This is a genomic window from Micromonospora andamanensis, assembly GCF_016863495.1.
GTDB classification, from domain to species: Bacteria; Actinomycetota; Actinomycetes; order Mycobacteriales; family Micromonosporaceae; genus Micromonospora; species Micromonospora andamanensis.
This window is the reverse complement of the sequence record NZ_BOOZ01000003.1, coordinates 172,592-192,867: the sequence shown is the minus strand read 5'-3', so window position 1 is coordinate 192,867 and position 20,276 is coordinate 172,592. Positions and strand designations below refer to the sequence as shown.

Below are 20,276 nucleotides of genomic sequence, written 5' to 3'. Positions count from 1 at the left end.
GCAGGCCCCTCGTGGGAAGGGGTGAGGCGGATGAGAGGCGGACTGGACGAGACTCTGGCCCGGATGCGTCGGCGCGAGGAGGCGCTGCGCCGACGGGCCACGGACCCGACCGTGCCGGCCGACGACCAGCCGAGTCCGGAGCCGGACCCGGGCGACGGGTCCGATCACGGGTGGAGCCGGAGCGACAGCCGCAACGCGGGGCCCGGCTGGGTCGGTGTCCGCGAACCGACCCACGAGGCGCCGCCACGGCACCCGGTGGAAGATGTTGCCGAGGCGCTGCGCGCAGCCGTCGCGGCGCATCCGGGGGCGTCCGTCGCCGCCCGCGTCGAGCATGACGGGCAGGCGTACGACCTGCGGGTGGCCTGGGCGGGCCAGGAGGTCACCGTCAGCGGGCAGCCCGCCGCGCCGCCGCCTTCCTGGCCACTGTCGGTCAAGACCGTGCCCGGCTGGTCCTCCGCCCAGGACGGGCTGAGCGAGGATCCGGCGGCCCGGTTGGCCGAGCTGATCCGCCGGGATCCGTCGCTGCTCACCGGGGAGGAGCCGGCCGGCTGACCGGACCACGGGTGATCAGGCGCTAGGGTCGGGCGGTGGGCGAACCCGAGCTGAACCTGATCGCGAGCCTGCGGCCGGCCGCACTGGATGCCCGACGGGGCATCGTCCGGCTGCACCCGGAGGCGCTCACCGCCCTCGCGCTGCGCCCGGGTGACCCGGTCCGGCTGGCCGGACGACGGGTGACCGCCGGCCTCGTCGCGCCGGCCGAGAGCACGGCCAGCGCCGCCCTGCTGCACGCCGACGACCTGATGCTGGGCAACCTCGGCGTCCGGGACGGCGGGGAGGTGCGGCTGAGCCCGGCTCCGGTAACCCCGGCCCGCCGGGTGCTGGTCGCCGGGCCCGCTGAGATCGTCGCGGTGGTCTCCCCGGAGATGCTGCGGCTGGCACTGCTCGGCAAGGTGGTCACCACCGGGGACGACGTCTCCCTGCTGCCCCAGGACGTGCTGCCGGACGCGTCGACCCGCACCCTGGTCGAGGCGGCCCGGCGCAGCCTCTCCACCCGGGTCGGCTACGCGTGGACCAGCACCCTGCTGCGGGTGCTGGCCGCCGAGCCGGACCCGGGCGCGCTTGTCACCATGGACACCCTGGTGGCCTGGGAGCACGGCCCGGCCACCCACGGCGGCACCGGCGCGGGTGGCGTCCGGGTGGCAGACGGCCGGATCGCGGGCGGTGCCGGCGGCAGTCTCGTCCGGGCCATGGGGCGGGGCGGAGAGGCCCTGCGGGCCGGCGTGGGACCTGACCCGGAGACTGTCCGGGCCGACGAGGCGAGCGGGTCGGACGTGCCGTCGGTGGACGAACTGCCGGGCCTGCGCGCCCAGGCCGAGGAGCTGACCGAGCTGCTCGACCTCGGCTTCCACCACCGGGAGGTACTCGGCCGGCTGGGCACCACGGTGGCGCTGGGGGTGCTGGTGAGCGGACCCGCCGGCTCGGGCAAGGCGGCACTGGTCCGGGCGGTGGCCGCTCAGGTAGGTGCCCGGGTGCATCAGCTCTGGGCACCGGAGGTGGCAGCGCTGACGAACGACTCGGCCGCGACCCGACTCCGGACGGTGACTGCCGAGACGCTTGTCGACGGGCCGGCCGTGCTGCTGGTCACCGACGTGGAGGCGCTGGCCCCGGCGGAGGCTCCCGGCCCGGTGGCGACAGTGTTCCGGCAGTGCGTGGCACAGCTCGTCCGGGCCGGAGCGGCGGTGGTCGGCACCAGCAGCCGCCCGGAGGCGGTCGACCCGGCGCTGCGCGCCCCGGACCTGCTCTCGTTGCGGATCGACGTGCCGCTGCCCGACGCCGCCCTGCGCCGGGAGCAGCTGACAGTGCTGACCCGCCCGGTGCCGCTGGCCGAGGACGTCCGGCTGGACGAGGTCGCCGCGCGTACCCCCGGTTTCGTCGCCGCCGATCTGGCCGCGCTGGTGCGCGAGGCCGGCGTACGCGCGGCCCTGCGGCAGAAGTCGGCGCAGACGCCCACGGTGCAGATGGCGGACTTCACCGCCGCCCTGGAGGTGGTGCGGCCGACCACCATGGCCGCGGCGACCCTCGAACTGGCCCGGGTGACCCTTGACGACGTCGGTGACCTGGTGGAGGTCAAGCAGACGCTCACCGAGTCGGTGCTGTGGCCGCTCACCTACCCGGACACCTTCGCCCGGCTCGGGGTGCACCCACCACGCGGGGTGCTGCTCTACGGTCCGCCGGGCTGCGGCAAGACCTACCTGGTGACCGCGCTGGCCGGGACCGGCCGGGCCAACGTGCTGTCGGTCAAGGGCGCGGAACTGCTGTCCAAGTGGGTAGGCGAGAGCGAACGGGCGGTACGGGAACTGTTCCGCCGGGCCCGGGAGGCCGCCCCGACGCTTGTCTTCCTCGACGAGGTGGACGCTCTCGCCCCGGTACGCGGCCAGGCCACCGACGGCGGCACCACCGATCGGGTGGTCGCCGCCCTGCTGACCGAGCTGGACGGGGTTGAGGCGCTGCGCAACGTGGTGGTGGTCGGCGCCACGAACCGTCCCGACCTGGTCGACCCGGCGCTGCTGCGCCCGGGGCGGCTGGAGCGGCTGGTCTACGTGCCGCCACCGGACGCCGAGGCCCGCACGGAGATCCTGCGGGCCGCCTCACGCACCGTGCCACTCGCCGAGGGCGTCGACCTACCCGCCCTCGGCGCGGAGTTGGACGGGTTCTCGGCCGCCGACTGCGCGGCGCTGGTCCGGGAGGCCGCGCTGGCCGCGATGCGTGAGTCGCTCACCGCCTCCACGGTGACCGCCGAGCACGTCGCGACGGCCCGGTCGCGGGTCCGCCCGTCCCTGGACCCGGCCCAGGTCGCCTGGCTCGCCGCGTACGCCGAGCAGCGCGGCTGAGCAGGTCGGTCAACAGGGGGCCGTGTCGTCAAGCGAGATCTCGGCGTACACCCGGTCGTCGGCCTCGCGCAGCTTCGCGCCGCACCTTTCGAGGACGGAGAGCGCACCGCGATTCTGCGGTGCGGTGTCCGCTACCACTGTCCGCATGCCAGCCGCCGCCGCCAGGTGCAGCATCTCGCGCAGCGCTGCCGCGCCGATCCCCTGCCCCCGAGCCGACCGGCCGAGCCACATGCCGACCTCGGCGACGCCGGGTTCGTCCCGCCGGCTCATCCGGATCATGCCGACCACCTCACCGCCCGCCACGATCGCGTACATGGCGCTGCGGGCGGAACCGCCGAGCCCACCGAAGCTGGCCCGGTGGAACTCCCGGAACGCCTCCCGCCGCGCGTGCGACCAACCGGCCGGCGCCTCCACTGGCGGCATCACGTCGGCCGGCTCCGCCTCGGCCACCGCCACGGAGAGCAACGGTTCGAGGTTCTGCTCGTCCACCGGCTCCAACCGGACCGCACCAGTCACGTGCCGCAGTCTCCCGCGCCTGACGCCGCACGTCCACCCGGTTGGAAACGACAGGCCCCTCCGGTGGGACGGACCGACCGGTCGGTTCGATTCCCCTCCCGGGTCACGCTCCGCGATCGTCCGCCCGGCCGAACTCGCAGTAGACGACGGAGGCGTCGTCGGCCGCCTTGTGTCGGCGTCGCCGCTCGGGTTGGTCCCGTTCGGCGACGCGTACCCGGTCGATGAGTGCGTCCGGACCCTCCGTGGCCACCACGTCCAACAGGCCGGACCAGTCGAGCAACCCGAACTCCTCGACCGCGGCGGAGGCACCGTCGGAGAGCAGCACTGCGCGACGTAACGCTGCCGGCCCGTGCCGCGGCACCGTCCCGACCACCGCGTGGTAGGCCGCGTCGGGATCGGCGGCGGCGACCCAGTAACCGTGGGTACGGTTCATCCGCTCCCGCTGCACTGTGACAGCGCGCCGGAACCGGGTGGCCCAGTCGGTCGAGTCGGGCAGCAGGTCGGCTGTCGCACGCCTGTCGGCCGCCGAGGCGGCCAGCCGGTCGTCGATCACCACGTCGACGCGCCCGCCGGTGTCGAGCACCAGCGGGCTGTCACAGAGCACCAGATAGTCGACCTGGTCACCGCCGTCGCGGAGCAGACACACGGTGCTCGACGGGGTGCCGGGGTGGTCCAGGTCGCACCGCTCGCCGTGGTCCGAACGGACCGCGAGGATCGCCGCGGCCAGGTTGCTCACGAGCGTCGCGGCCGGTCGGGCGGCCTCCGCCAGGCCGAGTCGGGCGGCCAGGTGCTGGACGTACCACTGCGGCCCGTGTACGCAGCCGGTGTCGAAGCCCTCCGGCACTGTGGCGCCGTCCAGCACCCCGACCAGCGACCCGAACCGGAACACCAGGTCCTCGTTTGCCGTCCGACCGGGTGGCGGGGCGGACGCGGATCGCACCCGCATGGTGGGTGCGGTACCGACCGCCATGCCCCGCCGACGCTCGTCCGGTGCCGCTTCGGGCACACCGGTGTCCGGATGCGCCATTCGTCCCGGCCGTCTGGGCCCCCCGCCGCTCATCGCCACCTCCCCCGCGCTCCGGCCTACCCACCTCGGGCCGGAAGACACTCCTCGGCCAGGTCAGCGGCGTCGGTTGCGGGCCCGGGAGGCGCGCAGCCGCACCAGCCGGCCCACCAGCACCGGGTCGGCGGCCAGCGCCGCCGGATTGTCCAGCAGCGCGTTCAACAGTTGGTAGTAGCGGGTGGCCGAGAGCCCGAACCGGTCCCGGATGGCCTGCTCCTTCGCACCGGCGTGCCGCCACCACTGCCGCTCGAAGGCGAGCATCTCCCGCTCCCGCTCGTCGAGCCCGCCTGCCGGGGCCGCTTCCCCACCCGCGTCGGCAGGTGACTCCCCAGGCTCCGGCGAGGTCGACTCGACCTCGGGGGCGGATCTCGGTGGTGGCACCGCGACGGCGTCCGAACCGGTGGGCGCTGCCGGGGTGGCGTCGGCGGGCTGCATCCTGCTCCTCATCCGGGGCGGCCGGCACGTCGACGCCAACCTGGCCCATCAGCCTAACGAGGGCCACCACCTGCCGCATCCCGCCGGACGGCGGCACCAGCGCGGGGCATGGCGGACCGCCCCGGCGAGGGCGGTCCGCCATCGGCCGGCTCAGGTGATGTCGCGCCGCCGCATCGTCCACAGGGCAGCGCCGAGGAAGAGGACGACCCCGACGGTGAACAGCACGGACGAGTGCTGCCAGGTGATGTCCAGGGTGGCCGGCTGACACTCACCTGTGTAGGTGGCGTTGCAGGCTTGCCAGTCCTGAAGTGTGACCTTCTTGGTCATCCAGGCGATGGCGTAGGTGGGCAGCAGCCACGCCTCGGCGAAGCGCACCTGCGCCATGGAGAGCAGGATGCCGAGCCCGACCTGGCCGACCACCATTACCGCGATCGCCCCGCCGAGCGCCATCGCGGTGTGTCGGCCGAGCGAGGCCAGGGCGAAGCCCACAGTCGCCGCGACGAGGGCCAGCACGATGCCGCGCAACCCGCCGATGAGGAACGACTGCCAGGTCCCGGAGGTCATCCCCTCGGTGGTGCCGCGCAGGTTGGCGACCAGCCACATGCTGCCGAACCAGGCCGCCGTGGCGGGCAGCGCCAGCGCGAGCAGCCCGGTCAGCAGCGCGCCCAGCTTGGTAAGCAGGACGGTCAGCCGCTTCGGCCGCCAGAGCAGCAGGTTCATCATCCCGCCGGTGTTCCACTCGGCACCCACGAACGAGGCACCGACCACGAACCCGACCATGGCCAGGATCCCGGCGAGCGGGATCAGCAACTCGCCGAAGCTCTTCCGGAAGTCGAAGGTCGAGGGCAGAAACCACTGCTCCTCGATCGACTCCCGGGGCGGCGGCGTGATCTCGGCGCAGTCGGCCGGGTAGTAGTCGACACTCTCACCTGCCGCCTTCGCCCGCTCGCAGTTCGCGCGTTCCTGCTCGGCCCAGCGCACCTGCTCCTGGTGCTGCTGGTCGGCGGCCCGCCGCGCCTCAGCGAACTGGTCCGGGCCGATCTTCTGGTTGCTGAAGAACATGCCGGCCACCACCAGGACCAGCACCAGCAGGCCACCGGCGGTCATCCAGCGGGCGAAGCGACGCTTGGCCAGCCGGCGTAGTTCGGTACGGAAGAGACTCACGCGCCCCAACCTCCTCCGGCGGGCGCGGACGGCGCCGTCCCGTCGATTCGTACGGACTGGTCGACCTGCCGGTGCTGGCCGGGTACCGGCGCGGTGGCGGTCAGTTCGAGGAAGACGCTCTCCAGGTCGACATCGATCGGCGCGAGTTCGCTGACGTAGAGGCCCTGCTCGGCCAGGAGTCGGGTGACAGTGGCCGGCTTGTCCACCCCGGCGAGCATCAGGTGGTCGTCGTTCGTGGTGACGCGTACCCCGACCCGGGTCAGTGCCGTGGCGGCGACCGGCAGGTCGGTGACCGCCTCCAGCCGCACCCGGACCCCGCCGGAGGAGTGCTGCGCCAGCACCTCGTCGACGGGGCCGAAGGCCACCCGCCGGCCCAGCGAGATGATGGTGACCGAGTCGCAGATCAACTGGATCTCGCCGAGGATGTGGCTGGACAGCACCACTGTCATGCCGGCCTCGGAGAGGTTGCGCATGAGCGTCCGCATCTCCCGGATGCCGCCCGGGTCGAGGCCGTTCGCCGGCTCGTCCAGGATCAGCAGTCGCGGGTTCTTCAACAGCGCCGAGGCGACCGCGAGGCGCTGCTTCATGCCGAGCGAGTACGTCTTGACCCGCTCACCGGCCCGGTCGCGCAGACCGACAAGTTCCAGCACCTCGTCGACCCGCTGCTCGGGCAGGTCACCGGCGCCGGCCAGCAGCGACAGCGTGTCCCGGGCGGTGAAGTGCGGGAAGAACTGCGGGCTCTCCACGATCGCGCCGACCTGCGGGGCGACCTGGTCCAGCGTCCCGGGCACCTCGTGCCCGAGGATCGCCATTCGGCCGCCGTCCGGCCGGATCAGGCCGAGCAGCGTACGCAGCGTGGTGGTCTTGCCCGACCCGTTGGGGCCGAGGAAGCCGTGCACCTGGCCCACCTCGACCCGCATGTCGAAGCCGTCCAGGGCGTTGCGGGTGCCACGGCGTCGGCTTCGGTACGTCTTTCGTAGACCTTCGATTTCCAGGACAGCTGGCAAGCTGCACCTCCCCCGTTGGTGTGTGGGCGACGACGACACCATACGCGGTATGCAGCCGTGGGCAATACCCGGTATGCAACGCCACGCCGGAACGGGGGATCTCGATACGGTGAGCGTCGACGACGCGACGCCGCGTCAGCCCTCAGGCACAGATGACGTGGACGCCCGCGGCTCTGAAGGCCTCGACCACCTCGGGTGCCGCGCCGGAGTCGGTGACAAGCGTCTCGACCCGGTCGACAGGGCAGATCCGGGCGAACGCGTGACCGCCCAGTTTGGACGAGTCCGCGATGATCACCACCCGCTTCGCCCGCGCCACCATGAGGTTGTTCATCGCCGCCTCGCCCTCGTGATGGGCCGCGGCGCCGAGCAGCGGATCGATGGCGTCCACCCCGAGCAACGCCACGTCCAGGGTGACCTCACGCAGCAGCGCCCCGCCCAGCGGACCGACCAGCTCGAAGGACTTCGGTCGGACCACGCCGCCGGCCACCACCACCTTCATCCGGGACCGGACGAGCAACTCGTTCGCGATGTTCAGCGCGTTCGTGACCACAGTCAACTGCGCGCCCTCGGCGTTGGTGTTGAGATCCGGACGCACCGCGAGCGCCCGGGCCACCTCGGTGCTCGTGGTGCCGCCGTTGAGGCCGACCACCGTGCCCGGGGAGACAAGCGCCGCCGCGGCCGCGCCGATGCGCTGCTTCTCCGCCGAGTGCTTGGCCGTCTTGTAACGCAGCGGCAGGTCGTACGAGACCCCGTTGGCGACCGCGCCGCCCCGGGTACGCGTGATCATCTGCTGCTGGGCGAGTTGGTCGAAGTCCCGCCGGATGGTCGCCTGGGAGACGTCCAGCCGTTCGGCGGCCTCCTCGACGGTGACCCGGCCCGAGTCGGTGAGCATTTCGAGCAGGGCGTTCCATCTCGCGTAGCGGTCCACCCCGGGCCTCCCATGTCTGCACGATCTGTGCTTGGTTGCGTGCACACTAGTGCTCGAAACTACGAAGTGGCAAAAACCAGTTCTGCTCGATCGCTCCTGCGGTTGCCATTTCCGGTGAGTTTCACGCAGAATGACGCGCGAAAGACGGGATTAACGAGCCGTAATGAGCAAGGCTCCGCCTCCGAGGAGTTCCCATGGCGTACGTCCACGCGGAGATCGCGAGCCAGCCGGACTGCTGGCGACAGGCGAGCGAGCTGGCTCCGGCGATGCTCGACCGACTCCCCCGCCCCGGTGAGCGGGTCGCCGTCGTCGGCTGCGGCACGTCGTGGTTCATGGCCATGGCGTACGCGGCCCGCCGGGAGGCCGCCGGCCAGGGCGAGACCGATGCCTTCCAGGCCAGCGAGTTTCCCGCCGGCCGCCGCTACGACCGGCTGTTGGCGATCACCCGCTCCGGCACCACCACAGAGGTACTGGACCTGCTCGCCGGGCTGCGTGGCCGGATCCCGACCACGGTGCTGGTCGGCGATCCCGCGTCACCCGTGGTGCAGACCGCGGACGCCGCCGTCACCATGCCGTTCGCCGACGAACGCTCAGTGGTGCAGACCCGCTTCGCCACCACCGCGCTGGCGCTGCTCCGCGCCCACCTCGGCGACAACATGACAGCCCTGGTCGCCGACGCGGAGGTGGCCGTCCGGGCCCCGCTGCCGATCGACCCGAGCCTTGTCGAACAGGTCACCTTCCTCGGTCGCGGCTGGACGGTCGGGCTGGCCCAAGAGGCCGCGCTGAAGTGCCGCGAGGCGGCCACCTTCTGGGCCGAGGCGTACCCCGCGATGGACTACCGGCACGGCCCCATCTCGGTGGCCGCCCCGGGCCGGCTGGTCTGGGCCTTCGGGGAACTGCCCGACGGGCTGCCCGAGGACGTCGCCGCCACCGGTGCCTCCTTCGCCCACAGCCGCACCCACGGCTACCGGACGGTGCTCGGCCGGTGGGCGGCCGGGCGTACCCCTGTCGACCCGATGGCCGACCTGATCCTGGCCCAACGCTTCGCCGTCGCCCTCGCCACCAGCCGTGGCCTCGACCCCGACGCGCCCCGGCATCTGAGCCGCTCCGTGGTGCTCACGTGATCTCTCCGTCACCGGATCCCCGCGGTCCGGTCGCGTCGAGGTGTCAGGTGACCCGGTGGCGGTGAACGGCGGAGAGGTCGCCGTCGCGCTGGACGTGGGCGGCACCGGGATGAAGTGCGCCCTGGTCGGCGCGGACGGTGCGGTGCGGCACGCCGAACGACACCCCACCGACGCCGAGCGCGGTCCCGACGCCGTGGTCGAGACGATCCTGACGGTGGCCGAAGGGCTGGCCGGCAAGGCGCGGGCGGACGGGCTGACCCCGACGGCGCTCGGCATCGTGGTGCCGGGCGTCGTGGACGAGGCGCGCGGCGTGGCGGTCTGGTCGGCGAACGTCGGCTTCCGGGACGTACCCCTGCGTGAGTTGGCGGCCAGGCGGCTCGGCCTGCCCACGGCGCTCGGCCACGACGTGCGCGCCGGTGGCCTCGCCGAAGCGCGGCTGGGCGCCGGTCGCGACGCCGGGCATGTGCTCTTCGTGGCGATCGGCACCGGCATCGCCGCCGCGCACGTGGTGGCCAGCTCGGCCGCCACCGGTGCGCACGGCGCGGCCGGGGAACTCGGTCACATCCTGGTCCGCCCGGACGGGCCAATCTGCGGTTGCGGACAGCGGGGCTGCCTGGAGGCCGTCGCCTCCGCCTCATCCGTCGCCCGCCGCTATGCCGAACTCATTGGCCCGACATCGGACGGTGGGTCCGCCGCCGACGCCGGCCCGGGACGGACCATGGTGACCGCCGCCGAGGTGGCCGCACGGGCGGCGGCCGGCGAGGATCTGGCCACCCGGGTCTGGCGTGAGGCGGTCGAGGCACTTGCCGACGGGCTCGCCACCGGTCAGGCCCTGTACGACGTGGAGACGATCGTCCTGGGCGGCGGCCTCGCCCAGGCCGGCGCCGGTCTGTTCGACCCGCTGCGCGTCGCGCTGCGGGACCGGCTGACCTTCCACCGGGAACCGCGACTGGTCCCGGCCGTCCTCGGCGACGAGGCGGGCTGCCTCGGCGCCGCCCTGCTCGCCCTCGACAAGTTGGAGACGCCATGACCGTACGGGTGAACGGCAAGGTGGTGACGCCCGGCGGGGTGATCTCGCAGGGTTGCGTCGAGGTCAGAGGCGACCGGATCAGTGCGGTCGCCGAGTACCCGTCGGTGCGCGACGGGCACTGGATCGTGCCCGGCTTCGTGGACATCCACAGCCATGGCGGTGGCGGGCACACCTTCACCACAGGTGACGCCGGGCAGGCGCGGGCCGCCGCCGCGTTCCACCTGAGGCACGGCACCACAAGCCTGCTGGCCAGCCTGGTCAGCTCGCCGTTCGAGCTGATGCGCTCGGCCACCGCCGCGTTCGCGCCGCTGGTCCGCGACGGCGTGCTGGCCGGCATCCACTACGAGGGGCCGTACCTCTCCGCCGCCCGGTGCGGCGCGCAGAACCCGGAGTTCCTGCGGGATCCGTCCACCGACGAGTTGACCGAACTGATCAAGATCGGTGACGGAGCGGTCCGGATGGTCACCCTCGCCCCCGAGCGGGCCGGCGCGCTGGAGGCCGTGGCACTGCTCACCCGGCAGGGGGTGGTCGCCGCTGTGGGACACACCGACGGCACGTACGAGCAGACCCGGGCCGCCGTGGCGGCGGGCGCGAGCGTCGGCACCCACCTGTTCAACGGGATGCGCCCGGTGCACCACCGGGAGCCCGGCCCCGTGGTGGCGCTGCTCACCGCGCCGAGCGTGATCTGCGAGTTGGTCGCCGACGGGGTGCACCTGCACGAGGGGACGCTCACCTTCGCCACCTCGACCGCCGGGCCGGAACGGTGTGCGCTGGTCACCGACGCGATGGCCGCCGCCGGCATGCCGGACGGTGAGTACGAGCTGGGCGGCCAGGCGGTGACGGTTACCGGCGGGGTGGCCCGGCTCTCCCGGGACAACGCGATCGCGGGTAGCACGTTGACCATGGACGCGGCGCTGCGCAGGACGGTCGCCGCCGGGGTCTCGGTCCCCGACGCGGTACGCATGGCGTCCACCACGCCGGCCCTCGCCGTCGGCCTCGGCGACCAGGTCGGCACCCTCCAGGTCGGGCTCCGCGCCGACCTTGTGGTGCTCGACGACGACCTGGAGATCGTCCGGGTGATGCGGGGCGGCACCTGGGTCGAGTGAGCCGGCAGCAGGTCAGCCCGCCGGGATCTCCACGCCGAGGACCGCCTGTTCGTCGGGGCGGTGCACGAGCACGTCGGACAGGAACGAATGCACCGCGTGGCGCATCCCGACGTCCCGACCGGCCTGCTCGGAGAGCAGCCACTTGTGCTCGATGATCTGGGCGAACAGTTCCTGTGGCTCCAGCTTCCGTCGCAGGTGCGCGGGTACCGCCCGGACCACCGGCTCGAAGACCTCGGTCAGCCAGCGGTGCGCGGCCTGCTGCTCGTCGGTCAGGTCGCTCTCCGCCCGGTACGCGTCGAGGTCGTTGAGCAGCTTGCGGGCCTGGTTCTCCTCGGCGTCCAGCCCGGTCAGGCGGAGCAGCCGCCGGTGGTGGTACCCGGCGTCGACCACCTTCGGCCGGATGAGGTAGCGGCCGTTGTCGATTGTCGACATGGCCACCTCCGCCACGTCGAAGCCCAACTCGTTGAGCCGGCGGATGCGCCCCTCGATGTCGCGCCGGGCCTCCCGCTCGACCTGCTGCTCGTAGGTGATCTCGTGCCAGAGCCGCTCGTAGCGCTGCACCACCTCCTCGCAGACGACCTCGGGGTCGATCGAGTCGTGCAGCAGGCCGGCGGCCTGAAGGTCGAGCGCCTCACCGAAGATGTTGACCCGGGCGATCTCCAGGTCCTCGCCCCGCTGACCGTTGGACAGCACACTGCGCAACGCGCCGGTCTCGGCGTCGACCAGGTACGCGGCGAAGGCCCCCGCGTCCCGCCGGAACAGCGTGTTCGACAGCGAGCAGTCGCCCCAGAAGAAGCCGGTCAGATGCATCCGGACCAGCAGCGCGGCGAGCGCGTCGAGCAGCCGCCCCATCGTCCCCGGCCGCAGCGTGTGCGAGAACAGCGCCCGGTACGGCAGGGAGAACTGGAGGTGACGGGTGATGAGTACGGGGTCCAGCGGCTCACCGGCGTCGGACTCCCGGTCGGCGACGATCGCCACCGCCTTCACCGACGGGAAGTCGATCCGTTCCAGGGCGCGCAGCAGGTCGTACTCCCGCTCGGCCACCCGCTCGCCGGTCTCCTTCACCGCGTAGACGTGCCCGCCCATCTGCACGAAACGCACCACGTGCCGGGAGATGCCCTGCGGCAGCGCGACCAGGTGTTCGGCCGGCCACTGCTCCAGCGGTGTCGACCAGGGGAGGTCGAGCAACGCCGGGTCGACGAGGGCCGAGGTGATCCGCACGGCGTCAAGTTTGACGTTTCCTCCGCCGGAACGCCTCCCTACGTGGCTCGGCCCACAGTCGCCGCTCACCGGACGCACCGCGCGGGCCGGTAGCGTGATCGGGGTGCGGGAGACGACATCGGTACGCCGGAGAGTCCGCCTGGCGCCGGTACGCCCGGCCGGCTGGTGGTTCGACGCCGTACTGCTGGCCGGGTTCGTGGCGCTCACCGCCACGCTGGCCCGGGGTCACCTGCTCGGTCTCGACCTCGCCGTCAGCGAGTGGGCCTTCACCCACGACCCGGCCCCGCTGTACTGGACCGCCCGGGTGTTCAACCTGCTCGGTCAGGGCGGCGGGCTGCTGCTGCCGCTCTCCGGTGCGCTGGCGGTGGCGGTGGCCTGGCGCCGCCGGACGATCCGGCCGTTCCTGCTGGTCGCGGGCGCGTTCCTGGTCACCATGGTGACGATCGGCCCACTCAAGCTCTGGACGGACCGGGCGGCGCCCACCGCCTCGGTCAAGGAGCCGTTCCTGACTCCGGAGGAGGCCGTGCAGATCTTCAACCACCTGCCGGCCGGCTCCTACTCGATGTCGTACCCGTCGGGGCACGTGGCCAACGCGATCGTCTGGTACGGCGTGATCGCCCTGCTGCTGGTCTCGCTCACCGTCGGCCGGCTGCCGACCGGTCTGTACCGGCTGGTTCGTTACGCGCCACCGGCGATCCTGCTGGTCACCACCACCTACCTCAACTTCCACTGGCTCACCGACGGGCTGGCCGCCCTGCTGCTGGGGCTGCTGCTGGACCGGCTGCTGCACCGGGTGCCCTGGGACGACCTGCCGCTGCCCGGTCGCCTCCGACGGTGGGACGGGCCGTTCATCAGGCACCGCTAGGGTGCCGCCGTGGAGCAGCTAGCACGCCGGCTGGGCGTACCGGACGCCGTCGTCATCGGGCTCGGGTCGATGCTCGGCGCGGGCATCTTCGTGGTCTTCGCCCCGGCCGCCGCTGCCGCCGGCGGCGCCGGGCTGCTCGTCGCCCTGGCCCTGGCCGGGTTCATCGCGTTCTGCAACGCGACAAGTTCCGCCCGGCTGGCCGCCCGGTATCCCGAGTCCGGCGGCACCTACGTCTACGGTCGGGAGCGGTTGAACCCGTTCGCCGGGTTTCTCGCCGGCTGGGGCTTCGTCATCGGCAAGACGGCCAGTTGCGCGGCGATGGCGCTGACCATCGGCGCGTACCTCTGGCCGGGGCAGGCCCGGCTCGTCGCGGTGCTGGCGGTGGTCGCGGTGACCGCGGTGAACCTGCGCGGTATCGGCAAGACCGCCGCCGCCACCCGGATCCTGGTGCTCCTGGTGCTCGCCGTGCTCGCGCTCGTCGCCGTGGTGGGCGCGACGAGCGTCTCGATCAACCGGATCGACCAGCCCGGCGGTACCGTCCGAGGTGTGCTCACCGCTGCCGGGCTGCTCTTCTTCGCCTTCGCCGGCTACGCCCGGATCGCCACCCTCGGCGAGGAGGTGCGCGAACCGCGGCGCACCATCCCGCGGGCGGTGCCGTTGGCGCTCGGCCTGGTGCTGGTGATCTACCTGATCCTGGGGGTGGTGGCCGTCGGGGTGCTCGGTGCGGACCGGCTGGCCGCCTCCGCCGCACCGCTGGCCGACGTGGTGGGCGCGGCCGGGCTGCCCGGCCTGGAGTGGGTGGTCCGGGCCGGCGCGACGATCGCGGTGACCGGGGTGCTGCTCTCCCTGCTGGCCGGAGTGGGTCGCACCACGCTGGCGATGGCCCGCCGCCGGGACCTGCCCGCCGGGCTGGCCGCCGTGCATCCCGTGCACCAGGTGCCGCACCGGGCCGAGCTGGCGGTGGCGGCCGTGGTGATCCTGGTCGTCGTGCTCGGCGACGTGCGGGGGGCGATCGGCTTCTCCGCCTGCACCGTGCTCGTCTACTACGCCATTACCAACGCCGCCGCGTTGACCCTGGGGCGGGAACCGGAGCGGAAGCTACCGGTGCAGGCACTCGCCGTGGCGGGACTGCTCGGTTGCGTACTGCTCGCCGTCAACCTGCCGCTGGCCAGCGTGCTCGCCGGCTTCGGCGTGCTCGCCCTCGGCGCCGCCGGGTACGCCGTCAGGTCAGCCCGCCGCTGACCGGGTCACTCCGTCTCCCGGGGATGATCGGTGCCGACGTAGGTCAACCACACGGTGCGGCGTGGAAGTCGGCTGATCGTCACTCCGCCGCTTCGCGCGGTACCGGGGTGCCGGACGGCGGGGAAGGCTCCGGCGGCGCGACCTCGCGCAGCAGGGCGTTCAGGCCGGCGCGGCGGGCCACCACGGTGAGCCGGTCGCCCGCCACGATCACCATTCGCGGGTCCGGTGACCAGTCGAGGCGCTGGCCGGCGCGGGCGTGCGCGAGCAGGCGTACGCTGCCGGCCCGCCCCACTGTGGCGAGCGTCCGACCGTCCAGGTCCGAGCCGGCGGCCACCGGGACCTCGGTGACAAGCAACGCGTGCCGGCCCACCGGGATGGTGGCGATCACCGCCCGGTCCAGCAGGGCGGCGGCGAAGGATGGTGCCGCCAGGTAGGAGACGCTGCGCGAGGTACCGATGCCGAACGCCCGCTGCACGCGTTCGGCGAAATCGCCGTCGAAGAGCCGCAGCACCACCCGCAACTGGTCGTCGAGGGCCCGGGCGTTGAGCGCCGCCCGCAGGTTGGCGCCGTCGTCCGTGGAGACCACCACAAGCGCCTGACAGGTGGCGACCGAGGCGGCCCGCAGCGTCTCCTCCTGCGCCGCGTCGCCCACCACGAGCGGTACGCCGAGCCGCCGGGCCAGCCCGGCACCACGCGCGTCCGCGCTCTTGTCGATCGCCACCACCTCGACGCCGAAGTCGTTGAGCTGGGCCATCACCCGGATACCGATGTTGCCCAGCCCGACCACCACGACGTGCCCCGAGCGCTCGGGCAGGATCCGCCCGGTGTGCATGGCCAGCCGGGCCTGGACCACCCCGTCGACCACCACCGCCGTGATCAGCGGGATCAGCGCCAGCCCGGCGAGGTTGAGCACCACCTGCATGACCTGCTCAGCGGCCGACTTGGCGGTGTCCGGATCCTGCCCGGTCAGGGTGGTGACCAAGGTCAGGTAGAGCGCGTCGCCCCAGCCGACGTGCGCCGCGTTGGCGTACAGCCCACCCAGGGCGGCCACCATGGCGAGCAGCACGAGCACCGCGATCCCGATCTTCCGGGTGGCGAAGCTGCGGATCGCGCGGAGCACCATCGCCACCGGCCGACGCCGTCGCCGCGCCCGGACCAGCCGCCGCGCCGCCAGCTCGGTGCCGGCCGGCCGGCCGACGGCCTCGGCGAGCACCACGTCGGCATCCTGGTCGTCGGCGGGCAGCACCAGATCCTGCTGGTTGTCGCGGGTGTCGGCCACCCCGCAGACGATCTCGCTCGGGCGTACGTCGTCGCGGCGGGCCACGTAGAGGGTGCGCCCGCCGTGCCGGAAGTGCGTCGGCGCGACCTCGCCGAGCGCGGCGGCCACGAAGGCCGGTGCGGCCATCGAGGCGTCCGAGAGCACCGCCGAGTCGGGAAAGATCTGCCGTACGCCGTTGGCCAGGCCGGTGTTGAACATCCGCACCACCAGGCGCAGCCGTGGCTCCACCTCCTGCGCGCAGAGCGCAGCGTGCATGTTGCCCACGTCGTCCTGATGCAGCAGGGCCAGCCCGGCGGCGTCGACGAGCCCCGCCCGCCGGAAGGTGACCTCGTCCAGCCGGTCGGCCCTGATCACCTCGATGCCCGGCAGGTCCCGGCCGTCGGGCCCGGGCGAGCGCCGCCGGTCCGGCACGATCAGGGTGATCCGTACCCGGCCGGCCTGTGTCTCGCCGGCGAGCATCGTCCGCACCACCCAGTAGGCGAGCGGATCCTGTCCGCAGATCACGTAGTGTGCCCGGGACTCCCCGTTGACCCGCAACCGGCGGCCGGCCCGCAGGGCCCGATCGAGCAGCGGCTCCGCCATGCCCCGCATGGTAGTCAGCAGGTCGCAGCCCGCGCAGCCCGTCATGATCGTGGCTGCCCCGCCGCCGCATGTCCGGGCCGGCGACGGGTAGGGCAGCGCCATGCAGACCTTCCTGCCGTACCCGGACTTCCTGGCCAGCGCCCGGACGCTGGATCAGCGCCGGCTCGGCAAACAGCGGGTGGAGGCGATCCAGGTGCTGCGCGGGTTGACCCGCCCCACCTACGGCTGGCGCAACCACCCGGCGGTGAAGATGTGGGCCGGGTACGAGGAGGCCCTGACCCGGTACGGGCTGGACGTCTGTGCGGTCTGGTGCGCGGCCGGCCGGGCCGACACCTGCGCCACCACGCTTACCGTCGACCTCGCCGCGGCCTGCGGCGTCGAGCAGGTCCGTACCCAGCAGGAACTCGCCGTCGCCGGGGAGCTGCCGCCGTGGCTCGGCCGGACCGAGGTGCATCTGAGCCACCGTTCGTCGCTGCTCCGCAAGGATCCGGCGCACTACCGCCCGCTGTTCGGCGACGACGTCCCCGATGACCTGGACTACGTCTGGCCCGCCTCCGACCGCCCCCGCCGTTGCCTGCCATGAACGGGAGAGCACACTTATCGGGGAGGTTCCCCATGACCCTGTCGCAGTTGGCCGGACGGTTCATCGGCGTACGTCGGCACGTGGTCGACCCCGGCGGGGGTGGCGCTCCCCGGGTGCCGCGCCCGGTCACCGCTGTGGTCGTCGGTGGCGGCATCGCCGGCATGTCAGCGGCGGTGGTGCTCGCCGAACGCGGCGTCGAGGTGACAGTGCTGGAGGCCGCACCGACCCTGGGCGGCCGGCTCGGTGCCTGGCCGGAAACCCTCGCCGACGGCACCTGCCAGGTCAACGAGCACGGTTTCCACGCCTTCTTCCGGCAGTACTACAACTGGCGGAACATCCTGCGCCGGATCGACCCGGCACTGCGTTTCCTGCGGCCGGTCCCCGGCTATCCGGTGCTCAGCGCCGAGTGGCCGACCGAGGAGTTCGGGCGGCTGCCGCCCGCGCCGCCGGCGAACCTGCTCACCCTGCTCGCCCGCAGTCCCAGCCTGCGCCTGCGGGATCTGCGCGGGATGGACCGGGACGCGGCCCTGCCACTGCTGACCTACGACCCGGTACGCACCTACGCCGAGTTCGACCACACCACCGCCGACGAGCTGCTCGACTCGTTGCGCCTGCCCGACCGGGCCCGGGCGATGCTCTTCGAGGTCTTCTCCCACTCGTTCTTCAACCACGAGGCGGACATGTCGGCCGCCGAGATGATCGCGCAGTTCCACTTCTACCTGCTCGGCAACCCGGAAGGACTGGCCTTCGACTGTCCCGACGAGGACTACGCCACGGCGATCTGGGGGCCGCTGACCCGGCACGTCGAGGGCCACGGCGGCCGGATCCGCACCGGCGAGCCGGTGACCGGCCTGCACCGCGGCGCCGACGGTTGGCAGGTGCGCAGCACCGAGGGCACGTACCGGGCCGGCCACGTGGTGCTCGCCGTCGACCCGCCCGCCCTCGCCGCCCTGGTCGCGGCGTCACCGTCGCTTGCCGAGCAGGCCCCGGCGCTGGTGGCGGCGATGCCCGCGTACGGTCGGCCCGGCCCGCCGTACGCGGTCGCCCGCTACTGGTGCGACGGGGACGTCGCCCCCGAGCGGGCGATCTTCAGTGGGGTGTCCCGACAGGCCACCCTGGACTCGGTGACCCTGTACCACCGGCTGGAACGAGAATCCCGCGACTGGGCCGAACGTACCGGCGGGTCGGTGATCGAGCTGCACGCGTACGCCTGCGAACCGGACGTGCCCGCCGCCGAACTGGCCGAACGGATGCGGGCCGAACTGGCCGTGCTCTGGCCGGAGACGACCCGGCTGCGGGTACGCGAGCTGCGCGCCCGGGTCGAGGCGAAGGCGCCGGCCTTCGTGCCGGGCGGCCACACCGGACGGCCAGGGGTCCGCACCGACGCCGCAGGTCTCTATCTGGCCGGCGACGGCATCGGCACCGACTTCCCCAGCGCGCTGATGGAACGCGCGGCGGCCACAGGGGTCCTCGCGGCGAACCACATCCTGCGCGCCGAGGGCGGTGCGGCCGAGCCGCTGCACTCGATCCGGCCGCGTGGTCTGCTCGCCCGGCGCTGACCGCCAGGTCCCGGCCGGCCGCCGCTGGCTGCCCGGGCGGCGATCGAAATGCGTTGCCGCCTCACCTCGACCCCACCTACCGTGATCGCGCAAGGTCAACAGCCGTTCCGGGAGTCAGTCATGTCGAGGTTCCACGTCACCACCGCCGGGTCGGCGGCGTGGCCGGGCTCGCGGATGCTCGGCGGTTGGCGTACCGAACGCCCCCAGGGTGGCCGCCGAGGCTGACGCGTACCGTCGCACGCCGAGCCGTCCACCCCGCACCCAGGGCAGGGCGGCTCGTCGCCGTCCCGCCTGTACGTCCGTCAGCGTTCTGGAGGGAGACACCGGTGGACGCCGTCCTCGTCATCAACGCCGACTTCGGCCCGCTGCACCGGGTCACCGTCAAGCACGCGATCCGGATGCTCTGCCGCCGGGTCGCCGAGATCCACGAGGCCGTGCCGGACCGGGTCATCGGGGTTTTTCCGGTGCCCCGGGTGGTCCGGCTGGTGCGCTACGTGGTGACCCGCTGGCGGATGCGCGCCGGACCGGCCTGGTCCCGGGCCGGAGTGTTACGCCGTGACGGCAGGTGCTGCGCGTACTGCGACGGGCCGGCCGACACCATCGACCACGTCCTGCCCCGCTCGCGCGGCGGCCGGAACACCTGGAAGAACACGACAGCCGCCTGCTACGCCTGCAACCAGCGCAAGGGGGACCGGACGCCGGTCGAGGCGGGCATGCCGCTGCGGCGCGTACCTGTCGTGCCGAGCTGGGCGGCGCTGGCCGGGCGGTGACGGACCGGCCGGCGGGCACAGGGGGCGGCGTCGGGAACATCTCCCGGTGCCGCGCCCGCCGGCCCCGGTCGGCTGGCTCAGCGTCAGGCGGGCGGCGTCCAACCGAAGCGTGGTGCGCGACGCTCGTGGAAGGCCGCCACGCCCTCCCGAGCCTCGCCGCTGGCCAGCACCTGCCCGTGCCACCAGGTCATCCGACCCTCGTCCGCCCGTCCGTCCACGATTTCCTTGGCGGCGGCGACGCTGAGCTGCGAACGCTCGGCGATCACGCCGGTGAGCCCGTCGACCCGGACGGCCAGGTCGGCACCGGGCAGCACCTCGTCGACAAGGCCGATCCGCAGCGCCCGGTCCGCGTCCACCAACTCGCCTGTGAAGAGCAGGTGCTTGGCCGCCGCCGGGCCGACCAGCCGGGACAACCGGTGCGTGGTGGGGGCCGGGTAGACCAGCCCCAGCCGGGCCGGGGGTACGCCGAAACGCGCATCGGCCGCGGCGATCCGAAGGTCACAGGCGACCGCCAGCTGGCAGCCGCCACCGACGCAGGCACCACTGACGACGGCCACCGTCGGCTTGGCGAAGGTGGCCAGGCGTTCCTCCGCAACGACGGCGATGCTGCCGTCACCGGCCGCCAGCAGCTCGTCCAGATCACCCAGATCCGCACCGGCGCAGAAGGTGCCGTCGGCGCCGGTCAGCACCACGACGCGTACCGCCGGGTCGACCTCCAGACCGTCGAGCAGCACCGGTAGCTGCCGCCACATGGCCGGAGTCATCGCGTTACGCCGGCCAGGATTGCGGATCACCACCGTGGCCACCGCACCCTCGACCTCGACCACCAGGCCCGCGTCCGCCACCGCCCACCGTCCCTCCGCCGCACCACTGCGTACCTCACCTGCGGCGACCTTAGCGACGTCGCCCGC

At 73.1% G+C, this 20,276-nt stretch carries 18 protein-coding genes and 2 pseudogenes; 11 read left to right on the top strand and 9 right to left on the bottom strand.

What is annotated here, in order from left to right:
• Window positions 1-30: 30 nt before the first annotated feature.
• The 3 genes and pseudogenes from Van01_RS03390 to Van01_RS03385 all read left to right on the top strand — a co-directional run.
• Window positions 31-552, top strand: a complete 522-nt coding sequence (locus Van01_RS03390; protein WP_203999596.1) for a hypothetical protein — start codon at window positions 31-33, stop codon at window positions 550-552.
• A gap of 35 nt (window positions 553-587) precedes the next feature.
• Window positions 588-1,176 (top strand): annotated as a pseudogene (locus Van01_RS33730) (AAA family ATPase); the annotation flags it as partial.
• A gap of 155 nt (window positions 1,177-1,331) precedes the next feature.
• Window positions 1,332-2,891 (top strand): annotated as a pseudogene (locus Van01_RS03385) (AAA family ATPase); the annotation flags it as partial.
• 9 nt (window positions 2,892-2,900) lie between these two features.
• Here the strand turns inward: Van01_RS03385 and Van01_RS03380 are convergent.
• The 6 genes from Van01_RS03380 to Van01_RS03355 form a co-directional block, all read right to left on the bottom strand.
• Window positions 2,901-3,407 (bottom strand): GNAT family N-acetyltransferase, encoded by a 507-nt coding sequence (locus Van01_RS03380; RefSeq protein ID WP_203999574.1) that lies wholly within the window; start codon window positions 3,405-3,407, stop codon window positions 2,901-2,903.
• 103 nt (window positions 3,408-3,510) lie between these two features.
• Window positions 3,511-4,467, bottom strand: coding sequence for a hypothetical protein (locus Van01_RS03375; RefSeq protein ID WP_239098830.1), 957 nt, complete (start codon window positions 4,465-4,467; stop codon window positions 3,511-3,513).
• 60 nt (window positions 4,468-4,527) lie between these two features.
• Window positions 4,528-4,905, bottom strand: coding sequence for a DUF3263 domain-containing protein (locus tag Van01_RS03370; protein ID WP_203999572.1), 378 nt, complete (start codon window positions 4,903-4,905; stop codon window positions 4,528-4,530).
• Window positions 4,906-5,055: 150 nt separating this feature from the next.
• Window positions 5,056-6,069 carry an ABC transporter permease subunit gene (locus Van01_RS03365; RefSeq protein ID WP_203999569.1) on the bottom strand — a complete coding sequence of 338 codons (1,014 nt, stop codon included), beginning with the start codon at window positions 6,067-6,069 and terminating at the stop codon, window positions 5,056-5,058.
• Window positions 6,066-7,076: an ATP-binding cassette domain-containing protein gene (locus tag Van01_RS03360; RefSeq protein WP_275410240.1), complete on the bottom strand. Its 1,011-nt coding sequence runs from the start codon at window positions 7,074-7,076 to the stop codon at window positions 6,066-6,068. Before Van01_RS03360 ends, Van01_RS03365 begins: the two co-directional genes overlap by 4 nt.
• A gap of 142 nt (window positions 7,077-7,218) precedes the next feature.
• Window positions 7,219-8,004: a DeoR/GlpR family DNA-binding transcription regulator gene (locus tag Van01_RS03355; RefSeq protein WP_203999566.1), complete on the bottom strand. Its 786-nt coding sequence runs from the start codon at window positions 8,002-8,004 to the stop codon at window positions 7,219-7,221.
• Between the two features lie 194 nt (window positions 8,005-8,198).
• Between Van01_RS03355 and Van01_RS03350 the strand changes: the two genes are divergently transcribed.
• From Van01_RS03350 to nagA, 3 genes are all read left to right on the top strand, one after another.
• A complete protein-coding gene (locus tag Van01_RS03350) occupies window positions 8,199-9,128 on the top strand; it encodes an SIS domain-containing protein (RefSeq protein WP_203999563.1) in 930 nt (309 codons plus the stop codon).
• 109 nt (window positions 9,129-9,237) lie between these two features.
• Window positions 9,238-10,158 carry an ROK family protein gene (locus tag Van01_RS03345; RefSeq protein ID WP_239098848.1) on the top strand — a complete coding sequence of 307 codons (921 nt, stop codon included), beginning with the start codon at window positions 9,238-9,240 and terminating at the stop codon, window positions 10,156-10,158.
• Window positions 10,155-11,264 carry an N-acetylglucosamine-6-phosphate deacetylase gene (gene nagA, locus Van01_RS03340; RefSeq protein WP_203999557.1) on the top strand — a complete coding sequence of 370 codons (1,110 nt, stop codon included), beginning with the start codon at window positions 10,155-10,157 and terminating at the stop codon, window positions 11,262-11,264. Before Van01_RS03345 ends, nagA begins: the two co-directional genes overlap by 4 nt.
• A gap of 12 nt (window positions 11,265-11,276) precedes the next feature.
• Here the strand turns inward: nagA and Van01_RS03335 are convergent, their stop codons facing one another.
• The gene (locus Van01_RS03335) at window positions 11,277-12,485 is read right to left on the bottom strand and encodes a DUF4032 domain-containing protein (RefSeq protein WP_203999542.1); all 1,209 of its coding nucleotides are present in this window, start codon (window positions 12,483-12,485) and stop codon (window positions 11,277-11,279) included.
• Between the two features lie 103 nt (window positions 12,486-12,588).
• Between Van01_RS03335 and Van01_RS03330 the strand changes: the two genes are divergently transcribed.
• Entirely contained in the window at window positions 12,589-13,350 is a 762-nt protein-coding gene (locus Van01_RS03330; RefSeq protein WP_239098829.1) for a phosphatase PAP2 family protein, read from the top strand.
• A 9-nt stretch (window positions 13,351-13,359) separates the two neighbouring features.
• Window positions 13,360-14,592 (top strand): APC family permease, encoded by a 1,233-nt coding sequence (locus tag Van01_RS03325; protein ID WP_203999525.1) that lies wholly within the window; start codon window positions 13,360-13,362, stop codon window positions 14,590-14,592.
• Between the two features lie 79 nt (window positions 14,593-14,671).
• Here the strand turns inward: Van01_RS03325 and Van01_RS03320 are convergent, their stop codons facing one another.
• Complete coding sequence (locus Van01_RS03320) at window positions 14,672-16,462, bottom strand: potassium channel protein (RefSeq protein WP_204000560.1); 1,791 nt, start codon at window positions 16,460-16,462, stop codon at window positions 14,672-14,674.
• Between the two features lie 91 nt (window positions 16,463-16,553).
• On the opposite strand from Van01_RS03320, the gene Van01_RS03315 reads away from it, so the two are divergent.
• The 3 genes from Van01_RS03315 to Van01_RS03305 all read left to right on the top strand — a co-directional run bounded on the left by Van01_RS03315 (window position 16,554) and on the right by Van01_RS03305 (window position 19,365).
• Window positions 16,554-17,036 carry an MSMEG_6728 family protein gene (locus Van01_RS03315; RefSeq protein ID WP_203999523.1) on the top strand — a complete coding sequence of 161 codons (483 nt, stop codon included), beginning with the start codon at window positions 16,554-16,556 and terminating at the stop codon, window positions 17,034-17,036.
• A gap of 32 nt (window positions 17,037-17,068) precedes the next feature.
• On the top strand, window positions 17,069-18,595 hold the full coding sequence (locus Van01_RS03310) for an FAD-dependent oxidoreductase (RefSeq protein WP_203999520.1): 1,527 nt from the start codon (window positions 17,069-17,071) through the stop codon (window positions 18,593-18,595).
• 326 nt (window positions 18,596-18,921) lie between these two features.
• On the top strand, window positions 18,922-19,365 hold the full coding sequence (locus Van01_RS03305) for an HNH endonuclease (protein ID WP_203999492.1): 444 nt from the start codon (window positions 18,922-18,924) through the stop codon (window positions 19,363-19,365).
• A gap of 83 nt (window positions 19,366-19,448) precedes the next feature.
• On the opposite strand, the gene Van01_RS03300 is transcribed toward Van01_RS03305, so the two are convergent.
• Window positions 19,449-20,210: an enoyl-CoA hydratase/isomerase family protein gene (locus tag Van01_RS03300; RefSeq protein WP_203999489.1), complete on the bottom strand. Its 762-nt coding sequence runs from the start codon at window positions 20,208-20,210 to the stop codon at window positions 19,449-19,451.
• Window positions 20,211-20,276: the final 66 nt, after the last annotated feature.